The organism is Pseudomonas sp. R37(2017) (assembly GCF_002113375.1).
In the GTDB taxonomy this organism is placed as follows: Bacteria; Pseudomonadota; Gammaproteobacteria; order Pseudomonadales; family Pseudomonadaceae; genus Aquipseudomonas.
Map to the genome: position 1 here is coordinate 1 of NZ_NEHO01000011.1, position 24212 is coordinate 24212.

A 24212-nucleotide genomic window follows, 5' to 3' on the forward strand; every position below is an offset into this window, starting at 1 on the left:
ATCGAGCAGTTGTCATCAAGAACCATGCTGGCAGCACGTTGCTTGAACTCGCGGGTATAGGTCTTTCGCTCTTGCATGGAACCTCCTGATTGGGCGAATCATATCGCCCTTAAGAGGTGTCCGGGATCATTAGGCCAGTTCATGCTCGCTCCTACAGGGGACGCGTAGCGGCTCACGGCTATGGCGACGTGTGTCTCCCGCGTTCGCCTGGTGCAGTTCAGCCAAGAAAACAGGGTCGACTGTAGGAGCGAGCACGCTCGCGATGGTCGTTAACGAAAACGCGGGCTTACTGGCTAGACGCGGCGTTCTTGAGTCCATCGCGAGCTTGCTCGCTCCTACAGGGGGACGCGTAGCGGCTCACGGCTATGGCGACGTGTGTCTCCTGTGTTCGCCTGGTGCTGTTCACACAAGTAAACAGGGTCGACTGTAGGAGCGAGCACGCTCGCGATGGTCGTTAACGATAACGCGGGCTTACTGGATAGACGCGGCGTTCTTGAGTCCATCGCGAGCATGCTCGCTCCTACAGGGGACGCGTACCGGCTCACGGCTATGGCGACGTGTGTCTCCCGCGTTCGCCTGGTGCTGTTCACCCAAGAAAACAGGGTCGACTGTAGGAGCGAGCACGCTCGCGATGGTCGTTAACGATAACGCGGGCTTACTGGCTAGACCCGGCGTTCTTGAGTCCATCGCGAGCTTGCTCGCTCCTACAGGGGGACGCGTAGCGGCTCACGGCTATGGCGACGTGTGTCTCCCGTGTTGGCCTGGTGCTGTTCACCCAAGAAAACAGGGTCGACTGTAGGAGCGAGCACGCTCGCGATGGTCGTTAACGAAAACGCGGGCTTACTGGCCAGACGCGGCGTTCTTGAGTCCATCGCGAGCTTGCTCGCTCCTACAGGGGGACGCGTAGCGGCTCACGGCTATGGCGACGTGTGTCTCCTGTGTTCGCCTGGTGCTGTTCACACAAGTAAACAGGGTCGACTGTAGGAGCGAGCACGCTCGCGATGGTCGTTAACGATAACGCGGGCTTACTGGATAGACGCGGCGTTCTTGAGTCCATCGCGAGCATGCTCGCTCCTACAGGGGACGCGTACCGGCTCACGGCTATGGCGACGTGTGTCTCCCGCGTTCGCCTGGTGCTGTTCACCCAAGAAAACAGGGTCGACTGTAGGAGCGAGCACGCTCGCGATGGTCGTTAACGATAACGCGGGCTTACTGGCTAGACCCGGCGTTCTTGAGTCCATCGCGAGCTTGCTCGCTCCTACAGGGGGACGCGTAGCGGCTCACGGCTATGGCGACGTGTGTCTCCCGTGTTGGCCTGGTGCTGTTCACCCAAGAAAACAGGGTCGACTGTAGGAGCGAGCACGCTCGCGATGGTCGTTAACGAAAACGCGGGCTTACTGGCCAGACGCGGCGTTCTTGAGTCCATCGCGAGCATGCTCGCTCCTACAGGGGCGCGTACCGACTCACTGCTGTGGCAACGTCAGAAACGATCCAGCCTGTACGGCGCAGTCGCCGGCAGGCTGTGGGGCTGGGTGCCGGTCAACGGGGTGGCCATTTGTGCAATCATTTCTGCCGTGACCGCGGCCTGGGTCAATCCCAGATGCTGATGGCCGAAGGCGAGCAGGACCTTGCCGTCGCACACCCGGTCGATGATCGGCAGGGAGTCGGGCAGGGAGGGGCGGAAACCCATCCAGGGTGTCGCTGCTTCGGCACTCAGATCTTGCTTGAACAGGCCTTTGCTCAGGCGGTGCAACTGCCAGGCGCGTTCCATGGTCGGCGGGCATTCCAGGCCTGCGAATTCAACGGTACCGGCCAGTCGCAGACCCTCGCTCATTGGCGTCATGATGAACTTGCGCTCCAGTGAGGTGACGGCAAACGGCAGGCGCTCGTGTTCGTGGGGCAGCATCAGGTGATAGCCGCGTTCGGTATCCAGCGGCACCTTCTTGCCGGTCAGCGCGGCGGTGAGCTTCGCCGAATGGGCACCACAGGCAATCAATACCTGGCGGCTGCTGAAACGGCCTTGATCGGTGACCAACGACACGCCGTGTTCATCCAGTTGCCCGCCCTCGACCCGCTGCTTGAGGAACTGCACGCCGCTGCTTTTGGCTGCGTGGACCAGTTCACCGACCACCCGGAAGGGATCGAGAAAATGCCCGGTGCGCGGGAAAAACAAACCACCGCGAATCTGTTCGCTGAGTTGCGGCGCCACATCGCGGACGGCCCTGGCCTGCCAGAAGTCCACCGGAACCTGCTGCTGGCGCATGCGCGACTGTAGCGCTTCGATCGCCTGCTGCGAATCGGGACGCTCGAACACCAGCAGCGAACCGTCTTCTTTCATCAACCCTGGACGGTCGATGGTCTCCAGCAACCGGTGCCAGGCACCCAGGCTGCTTTCATTGAGCGCACGGATGCCGGCCACGGTGCGCTGGAACGGTGCCGGACGCAGGTTCAGCAACAGGCGTGCGAACCAGGGCAGGGCCCGGGGCATGTATTTCCAGTCCAGGCGCAGCGGGCCCATCGGGTCCAGGAGCATGGCGGGCAGGCGTTTGAGGATCGACAGGTCGGCGATGGGGAACACCTGCTCCGTGGCGAGGTGCCCGGCATTGCCGAACGAGGCGCCACGACCGGGTTCCTGCTGATCGATCACCACCACCCGCCGGCCCTGACGGGCCAGGCGCAGGGCGCTGGCGACGCCGATGATCCCGGCGCCGATCACGGCAACGTCCGCCGCTGCGTGGGGAGGGTTGAAATGGGATTGGTTGGACATGGCCTAGGCTTCCCTCTGGCCGTCGAGCAGGCGACGCAACTGCAACGGGTTGCCGTGCTTGAGCGCGGCCGGCAGCAAGGCGTCCGGGAAGTCCTGATAGCAGACCGGGCGCAGGAAACGCAGGATGGCGGCGGTGCCGACCGAGGTGCTGCGCGCATCGGAAGTCGCCGGGAACGGGCCGCCATGGACCATGGCATCGCACACTTCGACCCCGGTCGGCCAGCCATTGACCAACAGGCGCCCGGCCTTGCGCTCGAGGATCGGCAGCAACGCCCTGGCGCTCTCCACGTCGCCATCGTCCAGGTGCAGGGTGGCGGTCAACTGGCCTTCGAGGTGTTCGATGACCTGGCGAATCTGCTCGTCGCTGGCACATTGCACGACCAGTGATGCCGCACCGAACATTTCCGCCTGCAACGCCGGGTTGGCGAGAAACTCGCTGGCCCGGGTGACGAACAGGTGGGCCTGGCACTGGTTAGGCGTTTCGCCTTTGAGGCCGACAGCCACTGTTTGCGCGTGGGCATGCTCGGCCAGCGCACCGACGCCAGCCTCGTAGGCGTTGAAAATGCCGGGGGTGAGCATGGTCTGCGCCGGGCTGCGCTGTAGCAGTTGCGCAGCCGACTGGATGAAGCGCTCAAGGTCAGGGCCCTGGCGGGCAATTACCAGACCCGGGTTGGTGCAGAACTGGCCGGCGCCCTGGGTGAGGGAGGCGACGAAGCCTTGCGCCAGCGCTTCGGCGCGCGATTGCAGGGCTGCCGGGAACAGTAGCACGGGATTGATCGAGCTCATTTCCGCGTACACCGGGATTGGCTCGGGACGCGCCTGGGCTGCGTTGCACAGGGCGATGCCGCCGCTGCGCGAGCCGGTGAAACCCACGGCCTTGATGCGCGGATCGGTGACCAGGGCGATGCCCACTTCGCGGCCGGAGCCGTACAGCAGCGAGAACACGCCTTCGTGTAGCCCGCACAGTTTGACCGCACGGGCCACGGCTCGGCCGACCAGTTCGCTGGTGCCCGGATGCGCGCCATGGGCCTTGACGATCACCGGGCAGCCGGCAGCCAGCGCCGAGGCGGTGTCACCGCCGGCCACCGAGAAGGCCAGGGGAAAGTTGCTGGCACCGAACACCGCCACCGGGCCGAGCGGCACCTGACGCTGACGCAGGTCCGGGCGAGGCAGGGGTTGACGCTCCGGCAGTGCGGAGTCGACCCGCACATCCAGCCATTCGCCGGCGCGCACGGTACGGGCAAAGGTGCGCAGTTGCTGGCAGGTGCGGCCCCGTTCACCCTGGATGCGCGCACGCGGCAGACCGGTCTCGGCCACGGCGCGATCGATCAATTCGTCGCCGAGGGCTTCGATTTCGCTGGCGATGGTTTCGAGGAATTCGGCGCGGGCCTCCAGGGACGTCGCGCGAAAGCTGTCCAGGGCAGTCCACGCCAGGGCGCAGGCCTGTTCGACGTGCTCGCTGCCGCCACCGCGGTAAGCCGGTTCAAGTGCAAGATTGGTGGCCGGATCAATGCCGCGAATCGCTTCGCGGTTACCGGTGATGGCCTGCTGGCCGATCAGCATGTTGCCTGTCAGTGTCATGGTCGTACCTGAAAAAAAGAGAGTAGGGCGTTGGCGAAAATAAAAGCGGCGCGCATTGGCTAATGCTGATCAGTTGAACGCCGCAATCCTTGTGGGAGCAAGCTCGCTCCCACAGGTTTAGCTCGTTAACTGATCGGCATTACGCAACCTGGCACGCCGCTGTGTTGGCTGAATCAGGCGAAGTTCTGCTCGGCCGACCATTGCTCGTACCACTGGCGGAACAGCGCGTACTGGTTCTCGGCATAACGACGCTGGGCATCGCTGAGCGCATCGGTCTCGTTGAAGTGCAGGCTGTATTCCTTGTCGCCATTGAGCACCATCAGGTGCTTGTAATAGAGCACCAGGTCGCAGCCCTCATCGAAGGACGACAGCACCGCGAGTGCGGATTCCAGCTCCCGGGCCTGGCGACGCGCCTTGGCATCGCCCTTGGCCGCTTGTTTGCTCAAGGCCACCAGGCGCAACACTTCGCGCGGCAGTGCGTTGCCGATGCCGGTGATGGCACCGGTGGCGTTGCAGTTGACGAAACCATGCACCACCTGGGTGTCGACACCGACCATCAGGGTCACGTCATCGTCCCTGGAGGTGATGTGTTCGGCGGCGTAGCGCATGTCGGCGGCACCGCCGAATTCCTTGAAGCCGATCAGGTTCGGGTACTCGCGACGCAGTTCGAAGAACAGGTCGGCGCGGGTGGCGAAGCCGTAGTAAGGGCTGTTGTAGATCACCGCCGGCAGGCCTGGAGCGGCTTCGAGGATCGCGGCGAAGTGGGCTTTTTGCGCGGTGGCCGAAGCGCCGCGGGACAGCACGCGCGGGATGACCATCAAGCCATGGGCGCCGACTTTAGCCGCGTGTGCCGCATGGGAAACCGCCTCGCGGCTGTTGACCGCACCGGTGCCGACGATGGTCGGAACGCCGGCGGCCACCAGGCGCGCCACGCCTTCCTGACGTTCGGCCTCGGTCAGCAGCGGCCAGTCGCCCATGGAGCCGCAATACACCACCGCGCTCATGCCGATGTCGATCAGCTCGCGACCCTTGGCCACCAGCGCGTCGAAGTCCGGCTTGCGCTCGGCGGTGCATGGAGTCATCAGTGCAGGGATGCAGCCAGTGAAAATGTTGTCGCTCATGTTGTCGTCACTCCTGGAAGCGTTCATTCAGATCGGGTTGGTTAACAGGCGCGGGGCTCAAATGCCCCACGCAAAGGGGTCTTGTTCGTCGATCAGCAAGGTGCTGTCGGCGGTCATGTAGGCGCGGCCGGTGATGAAAGGGATGATGCGTTCGCCTTGCCATTCATAGCGGCCGACGAACTGGCTGGCGGTGATGCTGGCCTGGACCCAGCGTTCACCGGCGGCCAGTTTTCCGTCGGCCGCCAGGCACGCGAGCTTGGCGCTGGTGCCAGTCCCGCAGGGCGAGCGGTCGTAGGCCTTGCCGGGGCACATGACGAAGTTGCGGCTGTCGGCGTGGTCGTCTTCGGCAAACAGTTCGATGTGGTCGATCAGCGCGCCGTCTTCACCCTGGATGCCTTGGGCCTCAAGTGCCTTGAGCATTGCCCAGGTGTATTCGGTGAGGAACTCGACGTTGTCCATCTGCAAGGCCTGGCCGTGGTCGGACACCAGGAAAAACCAGTTGCCGCCCCAGGCGATGTCACCGTATACGCGGCCATGTCCCGGCACTTCGACCGCAACCTGTTTGCGGTAGCGGTAGGCGGGCACGTTGCGCAGAGTGACATTGCCGTCCTCGTGCAGCGTGGCGCTGACCGGACCCACCGGCGTATCGATCTTGTGCTCGCCAGGCTGGATATGCCCCAGGTGATGCAGCGAATTGACCAGGCCGATGGTGCCGTGTCCGCACATGCCGAGGTAACCGGCGTTGTTGAAGAAGATCACGCCGCAGGTGGCATCCGGCGACACCGGTTCGCAATACAGCGCACCCACCAGCACATCGTTGCCACGGGGTTCCAGCAGGCAGGCGCGACGCCATTGGTCATGCTGTTCGCGCAGGGAATCGCGCTTCTCGGCCATGGTCCGGCCGGACAACTGGGGCAGGCCCGACATCACCAGGCGAGTCGGTTCGCCGCCGGTGTGGGAATCAATGACATGTACTTTTTTCATAAACCTTCCCATTAGAGTAGTTCGCAGGCTTTGCAGGCCTGAATGTCAGCGAGAGGTCTGGGCGACCACACCGATCGGACGCTGTCTTGTGGTCGTGCCGCTGTAGACGGGATCGGCTTCAGCTTCACCGTCGTCGTCTTCCAGGCGAACCAGATGCGCCGGCACGCCGGTGGCCGCGCCCCAGTAGTAGATGCCCATGGCGCAGGCCGCCACGGCCAGGGTGTCGAAAGGATGGGTGAGCACGCCCATGCCGCCGAAACTGCCGAGCCAGGACAGCACGATGGTCACGGCGTAGAAGCCGATCAGCCATGCCGAAGAGCGCACTTGCCGGGCCAGGCTCAGGTGTTGGGTCGGCACGAAGCGTCCGCACAGCAGGTACACCACGAACATCAGGATCTGCAGGCCGAGCAGCCAGGACACAGTGCTCCAGCCGGACCAGTAGACGATCAGCGCGGCGATGATGAACGACACCGGACCGAGGACAGCCATGCGCTTGACCTTGAACGGGCGCGGCATGTCGGGTGCATTGCGACGCAGGGCGGCCACCGACACCGGGGCCACGGCGTAGCTCAATACCAGCGCGGCGGAGACCACGTTGATCAGGGCTTCCCACGAAGGGAAGGGCAGGGTCCAGAACACCGACAGGGCAAAGGTCAGCCACAGCGCCGGACGCGGGATGCCGGACTTTTCGTCAATGCGGGTGAAGACCTTGAAGAACGTACCGGTCTGCGCCCAGCCATAGATCACCCGCGGGGTGGCGTTCATGTAGATGTTGCCGCAACCGCTGGGAGAGATCACCGCGTCGGCCACCACCAGATACGCCAGCCAACCCACACCAAGGGCCAGGGCGATGTCGCGGTAAGGCAGGGCGAGTGCCTTGGAGACGCCGGCCCAACCGTTGGCGAGCATTTCGGTGGGCACGCCGCCGAGGAATGCCACTTGCAGCAACACATAGATCGCGGTGGACAGCAGTACGGAGAGGATCAGGGCAATCGGGATGGTGCGTTGCGGATTCTTTACTTCGCTGGCCACCGAGATGATCGGTGTCAGCCCCAGGTAGGCGAAGATAATGCCGCCGGCGGACACCGCCATCTCGACACCGGACAGCCCGAACGGCATGAAGCCCTGGGACTGGAAGTTCTGCGGTTTGAAGAAAGTGAACAGCACGCCAATGACCAGCAACGGCACGATGAACTTGAACATGCTGATCAGGTTGTTGGCCTTGGCGAACGTTTTCACGCTGTAGTAGTTGAGCATGAAGAACAGGCACAGCAGGCCGAACTGAACCAGCCAGCCAAGCGCCGTCGGATTGCTGGATCCGGCCTGGGTCAATGCGGGAAACCACGCAGCGGCATACTGGCGCGCGGCGACCACTTCGATGGCGACCAGGCTGGAAAACGCGATCAGCGTGATAAAGCCCATCAGGTAACCCAGCAGCGGGCCGTGGGAGTAGACCGGGTAGCGAATCACACCGCCGGCGCGGGGCAGTGCCGCGCCGAGCTCGCAGTAGACGATGCCCAGCAGCAGCACCGCAAAACCGCCCAGCAGCCAGGAAAAAATCCCCGCCGGCCCGGCGATGGCGGACACGTGACTGGCTGCGAACAGCCAGCCGGAGCCGAAGATAGCCCCCAGTCCGATAAACGTAAGGTCTATCAATGAAAGTTGTTTTTTGAACTTGCCTTGGCCTGACATTACATCGCCTTCTTGTGAGTTATTGGATAGGCAGGTGTGCACTTCAAGTCGCCCCCTTTTCGCTTTTGCCGAGGAGGGCGGTGGCCATAGAGTGAACTTGGCGGCGTGCTTGCGATTGATGTTTTCCTTGGGTGTCGATGACGAAATCAGCACAATGGGCAATGTCTGATTTTTGCGAGGGATGGGTACGTGACTCAGGATGCGTTTGCGTTGATGTGCCAGGGCGACGACTCGAACCGCCCCGAATCCATCGAGCACCTGCTGGCCGGTGTGGCGCTTTTGCTGCCCATGCTCGATGTCATTCCCAATGCGGCGATCTTCATCAAGGATGTGCAGGCGCGCTATGTCATGGCCAATCGCACGCTGGTGCAGCGCTGCGGTTTGAAGCAACTGCAACCGCTGCTGGGGAAAACCAGCGCCGAGGTGTTTCCCGAGCAATTGGGGCCTGGCTATACCGAGCAGGACAGGCGGGTGCTGGAGCAGGGCCTGGTGCTGGAAGACCAGCTGGAGTTGCATCTGTACGGCAGTCGCGAGCCGGGCTGGTGCCTGACCCATAAACGACCGTTGTATAACCGCCACAATGAAATCATCGGTCTGGTGGGTATCTCGGTCGACCTGCAATCGGCCAGCGATACCCACCCGGCGTACCAGCGCCTGGCGGCGGTGGACGAACACATTCGCGCGCATTTCCACCGTCGCATTACCCTCGGCGAGTTGACGCGCATCGCCGGGATTTCAGTGGCGCAACTGGAACGCTACTGCAAGCGTGTGTTCCACCTGACGCCCCGGCAGATGATCCAGAAGGTTCGCCTGGAGCATGCGCATCGGTTGCTCCATACCGATGTGCCCATCACCGAGGTCGCCCTGCAATGCGGCTATACCGACCACAGCGCGTTCACCCGACAGTTCAAGGCCCTGACCGGTTTCACTCCGCGCCAGTACCGCCAGGCCACCGGTCACGAGCCACCGTCCGCTCTGGATTAGCGACGCGCCGGGCACGGCCCTGTAGACTGGCGGCGCACCAGGCACCTGCCTCACCACTTCAAGCAAGAGAGCTCCCATGGCAAACCACGACCTGACCTTTACCCCCGACCTCGATGCCGATTCGATTTCCTCCGACGTCGTCGGTTTCGGCGGTGTGCTGGTCTCCACCCAGATCCCCACCCGCGCCGACGGCAGCCTGGAACTGGGCGACATCACCCTGCAAAGCGAATGCACCCTGCAAGCGCTGAAAGTCGCGCTGGAGCGTGCCGGCAGTTCCATGGACCGCGTCATGCACCTGACCATCTACCTCACCGACATGGCCGACCGCGCCGCGTTCAACGAGGTCTACAAGCGTTACTTCGCCAAACCGTGGCCGGTGCGCGCCGCCGTAGGCGTGGCGTCCCTGGCGGTTGAAGGCATGCGCGTGGAAGTGACTGCGATGGCGGCCAAGGCCTGATCTGCGCCAGGCCTGCGCACAACCCTGTAGGAGCGAGCATGCTCGCGATAGCGGCGGGTCAGTCAACATTGATTCTGACTGATACACCGCCATCGCGAGCATGCTCGCTCCTACAGGGATTCAGGCAGGCCAGATCTACTCAATGCGCCATCGGGCAGCGCACGGGTGCCGGTCAGGCGTTTCGCCGGTACAATGCACGGCTCGACCGTGACAAGCCTGACTAAAAAACTATGTCTTTGCCCAAACATCACCTGGAACTGCTCAGCCCCGCACGCGATGTCGACATCGCCCGCGAGGCCATCCTGCATGGCGCCGATGCCATCTACATTGGTGGTCCGAGCTTCGGGGCTCGCCACAATGCCTGCAACGAAGTGAGCGATATCGCCCAATTGGTGGAATTTGCCCATCGCTACCATGCGCGTGTGTTCACCACCATCAATACGATCCTGCACGACAACGAACTGGAACCGGCCCGCAAGCTGATCCACCAGTTGTACGACGCCGGCGTCGATGCGCTGATCGTCCAGGACCTGGGTGTGATGGAGCTGGACATTCCGCCGATCGAACTGCATGCCAGTACCCAGACCGACATCCGCACCCTGGAGCGGGCGAAGTTCCTCGATCAGGCCGGCTTCTCGCAACTGGTGCTGGCCCGCGAGCTGAACCTCAAAGAGATCCGCGCCATCGCCGACGAAACCGATGCGGCCATCGAGTTCTTTATCCATGGCGCGTTGTGCGTGGCGTTTTCCGGCCAGTGCAACATTTCCCACGCGCAGACCGGGCGCAGCGCCAACCGTGGCGACTGCTCCCAGGCTTGCCGTCTGCCTTACACCCTCAAGGACGAAAAGGGTGGCGTGATCGCTTACGAAAAGCACCTGCTGTCGATGAAGGACAACAACCAGAGCGCCAACATCCGCGCCCTGGTCGAGGCCGGCGTGCGTTCGTTCAAGATCGAGGGCCGCTACAAGGACATGGGCTATGTGAAAAACATCACGGCCTACTACCGCCAGCGCCTCGACGCCGTGCTCGAGGACCGTCCGGATCTGGCCCGTGCTTCCAGCGGTCGCACCGCGCACTTCTTCCTGCCCGACCCGGAAAAAACGTTCCACCGTGGCAGCACCGATTACTTCGTCACTGACCGCAAGATCGATATCGGCGCCTTCGACTCGCCGACCTTCACCGGTCTGCCGGTTGGTGTGGTGGAGAAAGTCGGCAAGCGTGACATGCAGGTCGTCACCCATGAACCGCTGTCCAACGGCGACGGTCTCAACGTGCTGGTCAAGCGTGAAGTGGTGGGTTTCCGCGCCAACGTCGCCGAAGCCAAAGGCGAGTTCGAGGAAGAGGGCGAGAAGCGCTATCGCTATCGCGTCGAGCCCAATGAGATGCCGGAGGGGATGTACAAGCTGCGCCCCAACCATCCGTTGAACCGCAATCTGGACCACAACTGGCAACAGGCCCTGCTGAAAACCTCCGCCGAGCGTCGCATCGCCTTGAGCTGGGTCGTTCGCCTGCGTGAAGACCAGCTCGAACTGACCGCCACCAGTGAAGAGGGCATCAGCGCCAGCGTCGCCCTGGCTGGCCCGTTCGGCACCGCCAACAAGCCGGAACAGGCGCTGGAGCAATTGCAGGACCTGCTCGGCCAGTTGGGCACCACGCAGTACCATGCCATCGACATCAAGCTGGACGCGCCGCAGGCATACTTCATTCCGAACTCGCAGCTCAAGGCCTTGCGCCGTGAAGTCATTGAAGCCTTGACCCAGGCGCGGATCGCCGCGCACCCGCGTGGCGGCCGTAAAGCCGAAACCACGCCGCCGCCGGTATACCCGGACTCGCACCTGTCGTTCCTGGCCAACGTCTACAACCAGAAGGCCCGCGACTTCTATCACCGCCATGGCGTCAAGCTGATCGATGCGGCGTATGAGGCCCATGAAGAGCCGGGCGAAGTGCCGGTGATGATCACCAAGCACTGCCTGCGTTTCTCCTTCAACCTGTGCCCGAAACAGGCCAAGGGTGTCACCGGCGTGCGTACCAAGGTCGCGCCGATGCAACTGATTCACGGCGATGAAGTGCTGACGTTGAAGTTCGACTGCAAGCCTTGCGAGATGCACATCATCGGCAAGATGAAGGGCCACATCCTCAACCAGCCGCAGCCGGGAAGCGTGGTCGGGCACATCAGCCCCGAAGACCTGCTCAAGACCATCCCGCGCGCACCGCACTGAGTGACCGGTGAGCGCGCTGCAACGGCGCGCTCACCTGTTGTTCAAAACCCACTGTAGTTGAAGTAGACGACGGCCACGGCAACGGCGAAGCCAAGCGCTGCCAGGGCTTTCGTTTGTACGGTTGCCTGAAATTCGCTTGGCGCTGGCTCATCGGGTTGCGAGTACGTGGCGGCGTTCCGGCGGCGCTGCAGTATGGCCCGATAGCTGTAGCGCAAGCCGATCAGCAGGGACATGGCCATCAGGCCGAGGATCAGCCAGCGTATCGTTGCCGGTTTTTTAGTGGCGGCCAGGCTGTTCTCGTGCTCACAGATCGCGCTATCGAACTCGAGGACAGTAATGGGCTGGTAGATTGTCGAGGGCTGCTTGGCGTCACTGGGCATCTGCGCCATTTGTTCCAGGTCCAATGCCTGATACTTCCAGAGTGTCGTCGATCCTTCCCGGCAATAAGTGAACGAAACGGGGTTTGAGGCACCGATGATGCACGCGTCGTTGATGCCGATTGTTTTCAGGGTTTGCGTCGCCGACCGTGTGAAGTCCAGTTCGAGAACAGGAATGACGCAGTTGGCAGACGCCGCGACCGACACCAGCAGGCTTGCCATGGCGCAGAGGATGGGTGTTTTCAAAGTCGGGCCTCCTCGTTTTCAGTCGTTTTCTTGTTATAAACGCGGAGTCTGTTTGCTATGGGCTTGTGCTGGAGTCTAGACGCTGGCGACAAACCTGGAGTTGGCGCTCGACACTATCCACAGGTGTCGGCGACGGCTTTTTCGGCCCGTTTGAATTCCTGTTTGATGTCGGTGGGGATGCGTTGCTTCTTGAGTTCCTGGCCGAGGAAGGGTTGATCGCCCCGGGACTGCACTTCTGCATCTTCGGCTGATATCTGCGCTTCGATGGCGGCGGCGTGCTTGTCGATGACGGCATTGACCTCGGCTTCATCCTTGGCCGTATCAAGTGCCAGGACCAACTGGCCGGCCTCGGCTTTTTCGGCTTCGGCATAGGCTTCGACCGTCAACCCGGAAGCCATGGCCCGCGCCTGGGTTTCCAGGCCGTTGAGATGCTCCCGGGCGGCCTTGCAGACAGCTTCCTGTCGCTGGCTCTGGATGTGCTCCCAGGTGTTGAGCCCATAAATCGCAGCCCCGACCACCAGCAGCGTTGCAAAGGTGCCCATCAATTTGCCTTTCACATTTGGCGCCCTCAAATGGCAAAGGAAGGGGGTGCGCATTCGATTTCCGACTTCATTCCTTAATGAAAAAGCGTAGCAGACGAGGTCGGGCTGAACGTGCGCTGATCGCTCCTCCAGGATTCGACTCGGCACTAAGCGTCTGTTTTAAAAAAACAAATTCTTTTAAAGGGGCTTCCCAGGCGAGAAAAAAGTTGGTAAATTGCGGCCCATTCTTGCACAGGCCCTCAGGGAGCCTGTCACGCAAGCAGGCAACCGCGTTTGTTGCCACTCCAGCAAGCGAGTGCCAGGCACTCATCGCAACAGATACAGGGGCGTCGCCAAGCGGTAAGGCAGCAGGTTTTGATCCTGCCATGCGTTGGTTCGAATCCAGCCGCCCCTGCCATTTTTCTTCCCGCGCAATCAGATAACATTCGACCGACGGCCATTATTCGTCGACTCGCTGTTTTTTTGCGTCCCGTTCCCCAGTTGTCCGTTGTCACTACCGAAACCGCTCCGGGATGGCCTCGGCAAACGGATACCAGGAAAACCAGGGCCTTGCCTCGTCGATGACTCGCGCGACCGAGGGTCTGTGGGTCAACCTGTCGAAATAAGCGCTCAAGTGGCGATGATCGTCGGCAAAGGGTACGAGGGTACTGGCGTAGAAGAGCGCCGGGGCGGCGGCGCAATCGGCCATGCTGAACGCCCGGCTGGCCACCCAGGTTCTTGCCGTCAGATGACGTTCAAGCATGCCGTACGCGGTTGTCAGCGCTGCCCGTTCGCGGCTCAGGTCGCTGTTTGCGGCATTTATTCGGTCAGCGACGATCTTCTGCATCGGCACCTGCACGTGAAGGTCGAAAAAGCGATCCCACAGTCGTACTTCCAGGGCGGCCTCCCAATCGTGCGGAATCAACTGCGCCTGTCCGCCATGCAGGTGGTCCAGATATTCAATGATCACGCTCGACTCCGGTACATCTTTTTGCCGGGCGTGATCGCGCAGCACCGGGAACTTGCCGATCGGCCACAGCGCTTGAAGCTCGGCCCGGTCGGCGTCGTTGCCCAGGTCGATGATCCGTTTTTCAAACTCGATATCCAGTTCATAGAGCGCGATCAGTGCTTTGTGGCAGAACGACGAGAGCGGATGGAAATAAAGAGTCAGCGACATCCTTCAAGTCCTCGGTGAGATGCAAACCACTTCATTATCGGTCGCCATCGGCCAGAGCGCGAGGCGCTCCATCCGGGGGACTTGCGTTGCAATCCAAGCCGCGTTGCCGATTTCCTTTCAGCGACGCCAGAAGTAGCGAGCCAACAGCGCATCGATGCTGAGCTTGCCGCCACCGGACAGCAACAGCGGCATGAAGGCTACAAGGTAGATCAAAGGCAGCTTGAAGTTGCCGTAACCCTTGTTGCTGATGGCATAGCCCTGGGCAAGTTCGCTCAGGGTGTGCCAGTCGGCGGGCCAATGGATGGCGGCGGTGGCGACGAGTGTCACCACCATCAGGCTCAACGCCGAAAAACGCGTGCCCAGGCCCAGCAGCAAGGTCATGGAAAAGACCAGTTCGGCCCACATCGACAGTTCCCAGTTCAGGGTCGCTGGAAGGTGGTCGAAGGGAAACGGGAAGCGTTGCTGGATATCGGCGAACCAGTTCTGCCCGTTGAATTTCTCCAGGCCGGACTCAAGGAATTCCCAGGCGAGGAACGCCCGCAGCGCCAGGGGTGCAACCCAGTCGCCGGCACGGTCGAGGTTCAGGTGCAGGCCTTTGACGGCCGAAGAAATGGAGGTGCTCATGGGCGTTGATCTCTTTCAGGTCAGGGATACGGGGACAACGGCATGCCCCGTGAGTTGAGCGCTTCGAACGGCTTGGCCAATCGACAGGCGAATTTGATCAGTGGGGTGTATCTGCGGTGTGTCGTCGTGGCGGGGGTTTTGAGTGTGGGATGTGTCAGGGGCGGGGCTGTATACATTGAGATACGTGACCATGAGATTTTTCATCCAATGCACAACCAGGGTGGGAGCGGCGGTGCGGCGATCCGACTTGCTCGCGAAGAGGGCGTTCCACCCAACATCAATAGCGCCTGACACTCCGCCATCGCGAGCAGGCTCGCTCCTACAGGGAAATTGCTATACATTTTCCGGCCGCCCATTGCATGGTGTAACCGCTTCATGTCTCTTGCGCTCGAACGTCTAGTCGCTGGCACGCCCATTCCTTTCGCCGGCAACCGTGTCACTGTCGTCAGCCCCGAACTGGCGCAACGCTTCCAGCCCGGCGACCACCTGCTGGTGGAGCAGGTCAGCGGCGAGTTGCTGTTGATCCCCGTGGCGGACCAGCAGGCGGCCAACGTCGCGATCGAGCGCGCCCAGGCGGCGTTTACCGCGCTGTCGGCGGTTTCCGATCAAGCCATCAGCGCCTTTTTCGACCTGTTTGCCCAGCGCCTGGAAACCCCGGAGTGTTGGTCGCTGATCGAGGCCGCCAACCTGGCGGACATCGAGCGGGCCAAGGCGCGCGGTCGCTCGACCACCCGCCTGCTCGCCGATGAGCGCATGCGTCGCGACATGATCGCCGGCCTGCGCGCCTGGCGTGATGCAGCGGCCAGCCGAGGCAAGGTGATCAGTTGCGTCGAGCACGATGGCTGGAAAGTCGAGCAAGTGGTCTCGCCGCTGGGCATCGTCGCGTTCGTCTTCGAAGGTCGGCCGAATGTATTTGCCGATGCGGCCGGGGTGTTGCGCACCGGCAACACGGCGGTGCTGCGCATCGGCAGTGATGCGTTGGGCACGGCCCAGGCGATCGTTACCCACGCACTGAACCCGGCACTGGCCGACGCCGGCTTGCCGGCCGGTGCGGTGTCGCTGGTGGAAAGCGTCAACCACGCCGCCGGTTGGGCAATGTTCGCTGACCGGCGCCTGTCACTGGCGGTGGCCCGTGGTTCGGGACGCGCGGTCAGTCAGTTGGGCAGCATCGCGCAACAGGCCGGCACGGCGGTCAGCCTGCACGGCACCGGTGGCGCGTGGCTGATCGCCAACGCCGATGCCGATGCCCGGCGCTTTGCCGCCGTGGTGCGCAATTCCCTGGACCGCAAGGTCTGCAACACCCTGAACGTCTGCCTGATTCACCGCGATCGCGCCGCTGAGCTGGTGCCGCTGTTCCTCGAGGCATTGAAGCTAGCCGGCACCGCACGGGGGCAGGGCTGCAAGCTGCACATCGTCGAAGGCAGCGAGTCGCACCTGCCGCAAGACTGGCTGAGTGCATCCGTCGAGGTGTACCGCGCCGAAGGCTATCAGACCGAGGCGCAGGCCGAGCCCTTGCCGGAAGAGCAATTGGGCCGCGAGTGGGAGTGGGAAGAAACCCCGGAAGTCAGCCTGAAGATCGTCGACGACCTGGACGGCGCCATTGCCTTGTTCAATCGCTACAGCCCGCAATTCACCGTGTCCTTGATCAGTGAAAGCGCCGAGGCTCAGGAGCGTTTCTACAACGCGGTCAATGCGCCTTTTGTCGGCAATGGCATTACTCGTTGGGTCGACGGCCAGTACGCGCTGAACAAGCCGGAACTGGGGCTTTCGAACTGGGAGAGCGGGCGCCTGTTTGCGCGCAGTGCGATTCTTTCGGGTGATGGCGTGTTCACCATCCGTAGCCGCATGACCCAGATCGATCTGGGCGTCAAACGCTGACTTTTGAATCAGGTGAGTCGAAGTTCGCAACATAAAAAAGGGCCTGCTCTTATCAGGAGCAGGCCCTTTTTATTTATTAGTCAGCGATGACTCAATTCAATCAGTAGAGCCGGTCAATCACCTGAACTTCGTTCTGACCCTGCATCGAGGCCCAGGCCTGTTTCAGGGTTTGCAGAACGTTACCGATGAAGTCCTTGTCGGCCGCAGCCTTCTTGCCGACATAGCCCTGGCCGCGACGGTACATCTTCAGGCGGGCCAGCAGGTTCTGGTTGTTCTGCTCGAACTCTGCCTCATGGGCATGCGGCGACAGGCAGTCGATACGAACCTGGCCACACTTGCTGATCCAGAGAATATGGTTGTCGAGGCTGTCTTTTTTAGCAGCGAAGATACGAGCCAGTTCATCGATAGTTGGTTGATTGTTCAGATTCATCATAAAGCCCCTTGACCAATTGGTGATCTTTCAAAGTTGATTCGCTAATACAGGTAGCCCATCGGTTAGTTGATCCCTGGCACCGAAACCAGGACGTCGGCATTCGACCGCCTTATCGGGCGGGGTCCTGCGTCTGTTGCATGTAGTCGTGTTGAATAACTGCTACGCAATAGCGTCACAACGAAGAGAAGCGGCGAAAACCTTAAGGCCACTGCCAACGCTTTCAGGGTCGGCCACAAGCTTCATGAGGATTGCTCGCCAAGACTTCTCGCCCTTGTACTGGACGTTCAGGCCAGGTCAGCTTCTTCAATCTGCCTTGTGGGCAGCGTGTATCCGGAAAAAACAGCTCGGCGGTCAGACGAGCTTGCTCAAACGTGTTGCCTGTACTCCCGATCGGGGAGACGTCTGCATCATGCAAGGGCAAATCGGAGGCGTCAACGGTTTTGTAGTGAATATTTTTAGTCACTACATATTGTCGGACAAAGCCGTTCGGAATTAGGGCGCGGATTCGGGGGGGGGGGCGGTCAAGACGACAGAGGCGGACACTCAAAGCGGTAAAAGGTGCAGGGATGACGGTCAACCTCCTGCTGATGCAAGGTGAGCCCGCCAATGTCGAGCCCCGGCATCACGGCGGCCCAGAACAGTCGTGCCGGCTGGTTCGCGTCGATATGGAAAATCTGCCATTGGCCGGGGAACCGGCTCAAGAGGGTGGATACGACAAATCGCGCGACGCCCCGGCCACGAAAGCGTCGGCTGACAAACAGATAGCCAATGTTGTAGTCGGCACCGGGGAGATGGGTCCGGTTATCCACGGTCACGAAGCCGGCCAGTTCTGTGTCGACCTTGATCAGGAAGGGGCGGGTGGCCGGGTTTCGCCAGTAGTCGGGCATGGGCAGGATGTCGAAGAAACCGTATTCCCCCAGTTTCAGCGGCAACCATTCGCTGAAATCGTAGGTGTAGAACTGCATCAGGTTCTCGATGGTATCCAGCTCATCGCGTTGGGCTGCGTGCAGTTCTATCGAAGGCATACCAAGTGGTTCCTGATCGGCCAGGGGACACGATTGATTATGGCCCGTATCTCCCTCGCCACAGGTTTCACTGCAAGGTTTAAATATTGCTTGCCGGTTTTGCCTTGCGCCTGGTGCCGCTCGCCGGTTTGCGTGCAGTGCCCTTGCGCTTTTTCTTCCAGGGGGCGGCCGCGGCGCTGCCGGTGGGCGGCGGACCGCTGATGGACAGGCTCAGCCCGGCGCAGCGACTGACCTGCTTGCTCATCCACGCCGCCTGTTTGGTGACGAACTCTTCCAGGCTCATTTCCCCGCTTTGCACCATGTCCAGGGCCTGCTCCCAGATCGCCGTGGTGCCCGGATCGGCGATGGCCCGTGGCACGGCGTCGATCAGGCTGAACGCCGCCGGTGTCGCGGCCAGAGCCTTGCCGTTCTTGACCAGATAACCACGGTCGAGCAGGCCCTGGATGATCGAGGCGCGGGTCGCTTCGGTGCCGATGCCGGTGGTGTCCTTGAGCTTTTGCTTGAGCAGCGGGTCTTCCACCAGTTTGGCGACGTTCTTCATGGCCTTGATCAGATCGCCTTCGGTGAACGGCTTCGGTGGTTGCGTCCAAAGGTCCTTGAGTCGCACGTCGGCCACTGCGCACTCGATGCCTTCGACCAGGTTGGGCAGTGTCTGCGGCGCGGGAGCTTCGCGCCCCCTGGCCGGAGCGAGTGCCTCGGGCAGGGCGCGTTTCCAGCCCGGTTCGATGATCTGCTTGCCCACAGCGCGCAGGGCCTGGCCTGCGCAATCGAAATCGGCCTGGGTGCGATCGTATTCGTGATCGGGCAGGAACTGCGCCAGGTATCGGGCGCGGATCAGGGTATAAACCGCGCGCTGTTTGCCCGCCAGCCTGTCGAGATTCTTCGCTGCGGCGGTGGGGATGATGCCGTGGTGGGCACTGACTTTGGCATCGTTCCAGGCCCGTGAGCGTCGTTGCGGGTCCAGGTGATCGTGCAAGGCGTTCAACGCCGGATCGGCCTGGCGCAGCGCCGCCAGAATTTCCGGCGCCTCGCTGTGCTGGCTGAGGGGCAAATAGCCGCAATCGCTGCGCGGATAAGTGATGACCTTGTAGGTTTCGTACAGCGCCTGGGCAATGTCCAGGGTTTCCTGGGCGCCGAGGCCGAGTTTCTTCGAGCAGACCTCCTGCAGGGTGCCCAGGTCGAACGGCAGCGGGGCCACTTCGCGCATCCGTTCGGTGCGCAGCTTGATCACCCGCGCACTGGCCGCGCCGCCCATGGCCTCGGCTGCCTGTTGTGCCAGCGACTGATTCAGGCAGCGCTCCTGGTCGTCACAAAACTCGGATGCCGCGCGCCACTGCGCGGTGAACGCGGTGCCATTGTGCAGTAGCTGCACATCGATGGCCCAATAGGGAACGGGTACAAAGTCGGCAATGCTGCGATCGCGATCCACCACCAGGCGCAGGGTCGGCGTTTGCACCCGGCCCACCGGTAACACGCCTTGATAGCCAGACTGCCGCCCCAGCAAGGTGAACAGCCGACTCATGTTCATGCCGATCAGCCAGTCCGCCCGGGAGCGGCCCAGGGCCGAGTGATAGAGGCTGAAGGTTTCGTTGCCCGGCTTGAGTGCCGCGAGGGCCTTGCGGATTGACGCATCGTCCAGCGCCGACAACCACAACCGGCGGATCGGCCCGCGATAGCGGCAATGCTCCACCAGTTCCCGGGCGATCATTTCGCCCTCGCGGTCGGCGTCCGTGGCAATGATCAGTTCGGACGCTTCGCCAAGCAGGCGCTTGACCGCCTTGTACTGGCTGGCGGTGCGTGGTTTGACGGTCATTTTCCATTTTTCCGGAATGATCGGCAGGTCGGCCAGCACCCAGCGCTTGTAGCGCGCGTCGTACGCATCCGGTGGCGCGGTTTCCAGCAGGTGGCCGATGCACCAGGTCACCGTGACGTCTGTGCCCAGCCAACAGCCATCGCCCCGGCGCCTGGCGCCGAGTACCGTCGCAATGTCCTTGGCCTGGGAAGGTTTTTCACAGAGGTACAGCCGCATATCCACCATCGTCGATCAATGTGTCAGAGGTGCACAGGATGGCGGTTGATGGGCGATGGAGCAATCTTTATCTGTATGGATGTACAGTTTTATGTGTCGCTCCCGTTCGGCTGCGCAGCAGTCGCGAGGGCGAAACTTGGGTTATACCTGATGAATCGTGGTCTCAGGCTTTGGGGCTGCTGCGCAGCCCATCGCGGGCAAGCCACGCTCCCACATCATCACCGATTAGCAGGTCCGTCACCGTCATGAGGAACGTTTTCCATGAAAAGCTCCGGTCCTAGTCCTGTCATCACCATCGCCGAGCAGCCTGGCTGCCTGCTGGTGAAGTTTCACGGTATTCAAGTGGCCGCCTCGGCGCGGGCCCTGGTGTTGCTGGAGGCCAATTACCCCCCGGTGTACTACGTGCCGCGAGAGGATATCGACGAAAAATATTACGCACGCACCGACCACACCAGCTATTGCCCCTACAAGGGCGATGCCAGTTATTTCAGTTTGCAGGTGCCGGGGCATGAAAGCGCCAACGCGGTGTGGAGTTATGAGGATCCCAAGGTGTCGGTGGAACAGATCCGCGGGTATCTGGCGTTCTATCCGGACCAGGTGAAGTTCGAACTGCTTGACGACGAGGTTTGATGTCGATCGCCGCTACGAGGGACTCGCTCCCTCGTCGCGAGCAAGGGTCTCAGTTCTTGTCCAGGTCCACGTTTCGGGTTTCCCGCAGGCACAGCATCCCCACCACCAGGCTCACCCCGGTGATCACCACCGGGTACCACAGCCCGTAGAAGATGTCCCCGGTGTACACCACCAGCGCGAACGACACCGTCGGCAGGAAGCCGCCGAACCAGCCGTTGCCGATATGGTAGGGCAGGGACATCGAGGTGTAGCGGATGCGGGTCGGGAACAGTTCGACCATCAACGCCGCGAGCGGGCCGTAGCACATCGCGGAGATGATGATCAGCGCGACAATCAGTGCAACGATCATCGGTTTGTTGATTTGCTGCATGTCCGCCTGTTGCGGGTAACCGGCGAGGGTCACCGCGCCGCGCAAGGCGGCTTCGTCGAAACCATCGATCTTCACGTCACCGACACTCACCTGTACGCCGCTGCCGGCCGGGGCCGTTGCGCTCTCGTACGGCAGGCCCTGCTTGACCAGGAAGGTCTTGACCTTGTCGCACGGGCTGTCGAATTTCGCCTTGCCCACCGGGTCGAACTGGAACGTGCAGGTGGCCGGGTCGGCCATCACGGTGATCGGCGCCTGGCGGCTGGCCTGGTCGATGGCCGGGTTGGCGTAGTGGGCCAGGGTCTTGAAGATCGGGAAGTACAGCGCGGTGGCCAGCAGCAGACCCAGCATCAATACAGGTTTGCGCCCGACCTTGTCCGACAGCCAGCCAAAAAAGATGAAGAAAGGGGCGCCAATGGTCACGCTGACAATCAGCAAGCCGTTGGCCACCGCCGGGTCCATTTTCAGGAACTGGGTGAGGAAGAACAGCACATAGAACTGCGCGGCGTAGAAGGTCACCGCTTGCCCGGCATTGATGCTGAACAGCGCGATCAACACCACCTTGAGGTTTTCCCACTTACCGAAGGAATCGCGAATCGGCTGTTTGCACAGCTTGCCTTCTTCTTTCATTTTCACGAAGACCGGCGACTCGTGCAGGCTCAGGCGAATCCAGGTCGAGATGCCCAGCAGCACGATGGAAAACAGGAACGGAATGCGCCAACCCCAGACTTCGAACTGGTCACCGGTGAAGTAGCGGCAACCCAGCACCACCAGCAGCGACAGCAGCAGGCCCAGGGTCGCGGTGGATTGAATCCAGCTGGTGTGGAAGCCGCGCTTGCCGATGGGCGCGTGCTCGGCGACGTAGGTCGCGGCACCGCCGTATTCACCACCCAGGGCCAGGCCCTGAAGCATGCGCAGCACCACCAGGATGATCGGCGCAGCGATGCCGATGCTGGCGTAGGTCGGCAGCAGCCCGACGCAGAAGGTCGCCAGGCCCATGAGGACGATGGTGGCGAGGAAGGTGTACTTGCGCCCGATCATGTCCCCCAGGCGCCCGAATACCAGCGCGCCGAACGGCCGCACGATGAAGCCGGCGGCGAAGGCCATCAGGGCAAAGATAAACGCCGTGGTGTCGTTGACCCCGGCGAAGAACTGCTTGCTGATCACCGCCGCGAGGGCGCCATAGAGGAAAAAGTCGTACCACTCGAAGACCGTCCCCAGGGACGAGGCGAAGATGACTTTCTGGGTTTCCTGGCTGGTGCCTGCGCTGCGCACGGCTTCCAGGGTCTGAACGCTTTCTGACATACCGGTATCCCTCACAGTGATTGTTTTTGTTGTTCCACTGGTGTTGCGTGTTCCATTTCAGCGGTAATGCTGTAGGAGCGGGTGCCCGCTTGCGGCTTGCTCGCGATAGCGGTGGGTCAATCAACGAAGATGTTGACTGTCATTGCGTCATCGCGAGCTGGCTCGCTCCTACAGGGATTGTGTTTGCAGCGGAGTCGAGGATCATCTGCGCAGCCTTCTCGGCAATCATCAGCGTCGGCGAGCAGGTGTTGCCCGAGGTGATGCGCGGCATGATCGAGGCGTCGGCAATGCGCAGCCCCGGGATGCCGTGGACTTTCAGTTGCGCATCGACCACGGCGTCGGCGTCGTTGCCCATGCGGCAGGTGCCCACCGGATGGAAAATCGTGGTACCGATCCGCGCGGCGGCTTCGTGCAGTTGTTCCTCGCTTTGCAGGCTGTCGCCGGGCAGGTATTCCACCGGATTGAACGCGCGCAGGGCCGGGGCTGCGACGATGCGTCGGGTCAGGCGAATGGCGTCGGCGGCGACTCGCAGGTCTTCGGGGTGGCTGAGGTAGTTGGGCTGGATCAGCGGTGCCTGTTGCGGGTCGGCCGAGCGGATATCCACCCGGCCACGGCTTTGCGGACGCAAATCACAGACCGATGCGGTGAACGCCGGGAACCCGTGCAGCGGTTCGCCAAAGCGTTCCAGCGACAGCGGCTGCACATGGTATTCAAGATTGGCGCGGGTCTGTTCCGGACCCGAGCGGGCAAAGGCGCCCAACTGACTCGGTGCCATGGACAGCGGGCCGCTGCGGTCATACAGATAACGCAGGCCCATGCCCATCTTGCCCCACAGGCTGCCGGCGATCTGGTTCAGGGTGCGGGCATTTTCCAGCTTGTAGATCAATCGCAGTTGCAGGTGATCCTGCAGGTTGCCGCCCACACCGGCCAGCTCATGGGCGACGCCGATGCCCAATCGCTCCAGCAACGGACGCGGGCCGATGCCGGAGCGTTGCAGGATGCCCGGCGAACCCACCGAGCCTGCACAGAGGATGATTTCCTTGCGCGCCTTGAAGGTTTTCGCCTGGCCTTGCCAGCGGGCGCTGACCGCGCAGGCGCGGCCATTGTCCAGCAGCACGCGGTCGACTTCGACACCGGTCAGCACGGTGAGATTGGGGCGCTGGCGCACCGGTTTGAGAAACGCCTTGGCCGCGTTCCAGCGGATGCCGGCCTTCTGATTGACCTGGAAGTAGCCGCAACCTTCGTTGTCACCCTGGTTGAAGTCATCGATGCTGGCGATGCCGTTTTGTTCGGCGGCACTGCGAAAGGCGTCGAGAATCGGCCATGACAGGCGCTGGCGTTCGACCCGCCATTCGCCCGCAGCGCCGTGAAATTCGGCGGCGCCGGCAAAGTGATTTTCACTCTGCTTGAACAGCGGCAACACGTCCTGCCAGCTCCAGCCAGGGTTGCCGTCGGCGGCCCAGCGGTCGTAGTCGGCGGCCTGGCCGCGCATGTAGATCATGCCGTTGATGGAGGAGCAGCCGCCCAGCACCTTGCCGCGCGGATAGCTCAGGGCGCGACCCTGCAGGCCGGGTTGTGCTTCGGTCTTGAAGCACCAGTCGGTGCGCGGGTTGCCGATGCAGAACAGGTAACCCACGGGGATGTGAATCCACGCATAGTTGTCGCGGCCACCGGCTTCGAGCAGCAACACCCGATGTTGCGGGTTGGCCGACAGCCGATTGGCCAGCAGACACCCGGCCGGTCCGGCCCCGACCACGACGTAGTCGTATTCATCCAGGGAAGTCTGCATCCTTGA

Annotated in this window: 19 protein-coding genes and 1 tRNA gene; 6 read left to right on the forward strand and 14 right to left on the reverse strand. The window is 62.0% G+C overall.

Annotated elements, in window-relative coordinates:
* Nucleotides 1-1480: 1480 nt before the first annotated feature.
* The 5 genes from CAG47_RS18030 to CAG47_RS18050 form a co-directional block, all read right to left on the reverse strand.
* Complete coding sequence (locus CAG47_RS18030) at nt 1481-2767, reverse strand: FAD-binding oxidoreductase (RefSeq protein ID WP_085726199.1); 1287 nt, start codon at nt 2765-2767, stop codon at nt 1481-1483.
* A 3-nt stretch (nt 2768-2770) separates the two neighbouring features.
* Nucleotides 2771-4348 (reverse strand): aldehyde dehydrogenase (NADP(+)), encoded by a 1578-nt coding sequence (locus CAG47_RS18035; protein ID WP_085726200.1) that lies wholly within the window; start codon nt 4346-4348, stop codon nt 2771-2773.
* A gap of 173 nt (nt 4349-4521) precedes the next feature.
* Nucleotides 4522-5469 (reverse strand): dihydrodipicolinate synthase family protein, encoded by a 948-nt coding sequence (locus CAG47_RS18040; protein ID WP_085726201.1) that lies wholly within the window; start codon nt 5467-5469, stop codon nt 4522-4524.
* 57 nt (nt 5470-5526) lie between these two features.
* A complete protein-coding gene (locus tag CAG47_RS18045) occupies nt 5527-6453 on the reverse strand; it encodes a 4-hydroxyproline epimerase (RefSeq protein WP_085726202.1) in 927 nt (308 codons plus the stop codon).
* Between the two features lie 45 nt (nt 6454-6498).
* On the reverse strand, nt 6499-8145 hold the full coding sequence (locus tag CAG47_RS18050; protein WP_085726203.1) for an APC family permease: 1647 nt from the start codon (nt 8143-8145) through the stop codon (nt 6499-6501).
* 189 nt (nt 8146-8334) lie between these two features.
* Here CAG47_RS18050 and CAG47_RS18055 point away from each other — a divergent pair, with 189 nt between their 5' ends.
* The 3 genes from CAG47_RS18055 to CAG47_RS18065 all read left to right on the forward strand — a co-directional run bounded on the left by CAG47_RS18055 (nt 8335) and on the right by CAG47_RS18065 (nt 11805).
* The gene (locus CAG47_RS18055) at nt 8335-9129 is read left to right on the forward strand and encodes an AraC family transcriptional regulator (protein WP_143515881.1); all 795 of its coding nucleotides are present in this window, start codon (nt 8335-8337) and stop codon (nt 9127-9129) included.
* Nucleotides 9130-9205: 76 nt separating this feature from the next.
* Nucleotides 9206-9586 (forward strand): RidA family protein, encoded by a 381-nt coding sequence (locus CAG47_RS18060; protein ID WP_007980523.1) that lies wholly within the window; start codon nt 9206-9208, stop codon nt 9584-9586.
* Between the two features lie 230 nt (nt 9587-9816).
* Entirely contained in the window at nt 9817-11805 is a 1989-nt protein-coding gene (locus tag CAG47_RS18065; protein ID WP_085726205.1) for a U32 family peptidase, read from the forward strand.
* A gap of 41 nt (nt 11806-11846) precedes the next feature.
* Here the strand turns inward: CAG47_RS18065 and CAG47_RS18070 are convergent, their stop codons facing one another.
* Together CAG47_RS18070 and CAG47_RS18075 are read right to left on the reverse strand one after the other, a co-directional pair.
* On the reverse strand, nt 11847-12404 hold the full coding sequence (locus tag CAG47_RS18070; protein ID WP_085726206.1) for a hypothetical protein: 558 nt from the start codon (nt 12402-12404) through the stop codon (nt 11847-11849).
* A gap of 137 nt (nt 12405-12541) precedes the next feature.
* Nucleotides 12542-12970: a hypothetical protein gene (locus CAG47_RS18075; RefSeq protein WP_085726340.1), complete on the reverse strand. Its 429-nt coding sequence runs from the start codon at nt 12968-12970 to the stop codon at nt 12542-12544.
* 322 nt (nt 12971-13292) lie between these two features.
* Here CAG47_RS18075 and CAG47_RS18080 point away from each other — a divergent pair.
* A tRNA-Gln gene (locus tag CAG47_RS18080) sits at nt 13293-13367 on the forward strand.
* Nucleotides 13368-13463: 96 nt separating this feature from the next.
* On the opposite strand, the gene CAG47_RS18085 is transcribed toward CAG47_RS18080, so the two are convergent.
* Together CAG47_RS18085 and CAG47_RS18090 are read right to left on the reverse strand one after the other, a co-directional pair.
* Entirely contained in the window at nt 13464-14126 is a 663-nt protein-coding gene (locus tag CAG47_RS18085) for a glutathione S-transferase family protein (protein ID WP_085726207.1), read from the reverse strand.
* Between the two features lie 117 nt (nt 14127-14243).
* Complete coding sequence (locus CAG47_RS18090; RefSeq protein ID WP_085726208.1) at nt 14244-14750, reverse strand: DoxX family protein; 507 nt, start codon at nt 14748-14750, stop codon at nt 14244-14246.
* A 375-nt stretch (nt 14751-15125) separates the two neighbouring features.
* On the opposite strand from CAG47_RS18090, the gene CAG47_RS18095 reads away from it, so the two are divergent.
* Nucleotides 15126-16628, forward strand: coding sequence for an aldehyde dehydrogenase family protein (locus tag CAG47_RS18095; RefSeq protein WP_085726209.1), 1503 nt, complete (start codon nt 15126-15128; stop codon nt 16626-16628).
* Nucleotides 16629-16728: 100 nt separating this feature from the next.
* On the opposite strand, the gene CAG47_RS18100 is transcribed toward CAG47_RS18095, so the two are convergent.
* From CAG47_RS18100 to CAG47_RS18110, 3 genes are all read right to left on the reverse strand, one after another.
* Nucleotides 16729-17058, reverse strand: coding sequence for a hypothetical protein (locus CAG47_RS18100; protein ID WP_085726210.1), 330 nt, complete (start codon nt 17056-17058; stop codon nt 16729-16731).
* 524 nt (nt 17059-17582) lie between these two features.
* The gene (locus tag CAG47_RS18105) at nt 17583-18086 is read right to left on the reverse strand and encodes a GNAT family N-acetyltransferase (RefSeq protein ID WP_085726211.1); all 504 of its coding nucleotides are present in this window, start codon (nt 18084-18086) and stop codon (nt 17583-17585) included.
* 79 nt (nt 18087-18165) lie between these two features.
* Entirely contained in the window at nt 18166-20115 is a 1950-nt protein-coding gene (locus tag CAG47_RS18110) for a DNA topoisomerase III (protein ID WP_256577471.1), read from the reverse strand.
* 261 nt (nt 20116-20376) lie between these two features.
* Between CAG47_RS18110 and CAG47_RS18115 the strand changes: the two genes are divergently transcribed.
* Nucleotides 20377-20745, forward strand: a complete 369-nt coding sequence (locus CAG47_RS18115; protein ID WP_085726213.1) for a DUF427 domain-containing protein — start codon at nt 20377-20379, stop codon at nt 20743-20745.
* Nucleotides 20746-20794: 49 nt separating this feature from the next.
* On the opposite strand, the gene CAG47_RS18120 is transcribed toward CAG47_RS18115, so the two are convergent.
* Together CAG47_RS18120 and CAG47_RS18125 are read right to left on the reverse strand one after the other, a co-directional pair.
* Nucleotides 20795-22417, reverse strand: coding sequence for an MFS transporter (locus CAG47_RS18120; RefSeq protein ID WP_085726214.1), 1623 nt, complete (start codon nt 22415-22417; stop codon nt 20795-20797).
* Nucleotides 22418-22556: 139 nt separating this feature from the next.
* Nucleotides 22557-24206: a GMC family oxidoreductase gene (locus tag CAG47_RS18125; protein WP_085726215.1), complete on the reverse strand. Its 1650-nt coding sequence runs from the start codon at nt 24204-24206 to the stop codon at nt 22557-22559.
* Nucleotides 24207-24212: the final 6 nt, after the last annotated feature.

Bases quoted from the DNA above. Each gene is read 5' to 3' on its own strand.
- CAG47_RS18090 (WP_085726208.1), bottom strand. From the start codon at position 14,750: ATGAGCACCTCCATTTCTTCGGCCGTCAAAGGCCTGCACCTGAACCTC.
- CAG47_RS18100 (WP_085726210.1), bottom strand. From the start codon at position 17,058: ATGAATCTGAACAATCAACCAACTATCGATGAACTGGCTCGTATCTTC.
- CAG47_RS18050 (WP_085726203.1), bottom strand. From the start codon at position 8,145: ATGTCAGGCCAAGGCAAGTTCAAAAAACAACTTTCATTGATAGACCTT.
- CAG47_RS18105 (WP_085726211.1), bottom strand. From the start codon at position 18,086: ATGCCTTCGATAGAACTGCACGCAGCCCAACGCGATGAGCTGGATACC.
- CAG47_RS18045 (WP_085726202.1), bottom strand. From the start codon at position 6,453: ATGAAAAAAGTACATGTCATTGATTCCCACACCGGCGGCGAACCGACT.
- CAG47_RS18070 (WP_085726206.1), bottom strand. From the start codon at position 12,404: ATGGCAAGCCTGCTGGTGTCGGTCGCGGCGTCTGCCAACTGCGTCATT.
- CAG47_RS18075 (WP_085726340.1), bottom strand. From the start codon at position 12,970: ATGGGCACCTTTGCAACGCTGCTGGTGGTCGGGGCTGCGATTTATGGG.
- CAG47_RS18125 (WP_085726215.1), bottom strand. From the start codon at position 24,206: ATGCAGACTTCCCTGGATGAATACGACTACGTCGTGGTCGGGGCCGGA.
- CAG47_RS18060 (WP_007980523.1), top strand. From the start codon at position 9,206: ATGGCAAACCACGACCTGACCTTTACCCCCGACCTCGATGCCGATTCG.
- CAG47_RS18085 (WP_085726207.1), bottom strand. From the start codon at position 14,126: ATGTCGCTGACTCTTTATTTCCATCCGCTCTCGTCGTTCTGCCACAAA.
- CAG47_RS18115 (WP_085726213.1), top strand. From the start codon at position 20,377: ATGAAAAGCTCCGGTCCTAGTCCTGTCATCACCATCGCCGAGCAGCCT.
- CAG47_RS18030 (WP_085726199.1), bottom strand. From the start codon at position 2,767: ATGTCCAACCAATCCCATTTCAACCCTCCCCACGCAGCGGCGGACGTT.
- CAG47_RS18110 (WP_256577471.1), bottom strand. From the start codon at position 20,115: ATGCGGCTGTACCTCTGTGAAAAACCTTCCCAGGCCAAGGACATTGCG.
- CAG47_RS18065 (WP_085726205.1), top strand. From the start codon at position 9,817: ATGTCTTTGCCCAAACATCACCTGGAACTGCTCAGCCCCGCACGCGAT.
- CAG47_RS18040 (WP_085726201.1), bottom strand. From the start codon at position 5,469: ATGAGCGACAACATTTTCACTGGCTGCATCCCTGCACTGATGACTCCA.
- CAG47_RS18035 (WP_085726200.1), bottom strand. From the start codon at position 4,348: ATGACACTGACAGGCAACATGCTGATCGGCCAGCAGGCCATCACCGGT.
- CAG47_RS18095 (WP_085726209.1), top strand. From the start codon at position 15,126: ATGTCTCTTGCGCTCGAACGTCTAGTCGCTGGCACGCCCATTCCTTTC.
- CAG47_RS18120 (WP_085726214.1), bottom strand. From the start codon at position 22,417: ATGTCAGAAAGCGTTCAGACCCTGGAAGCCGTGCGCAGCGCAGGCACC.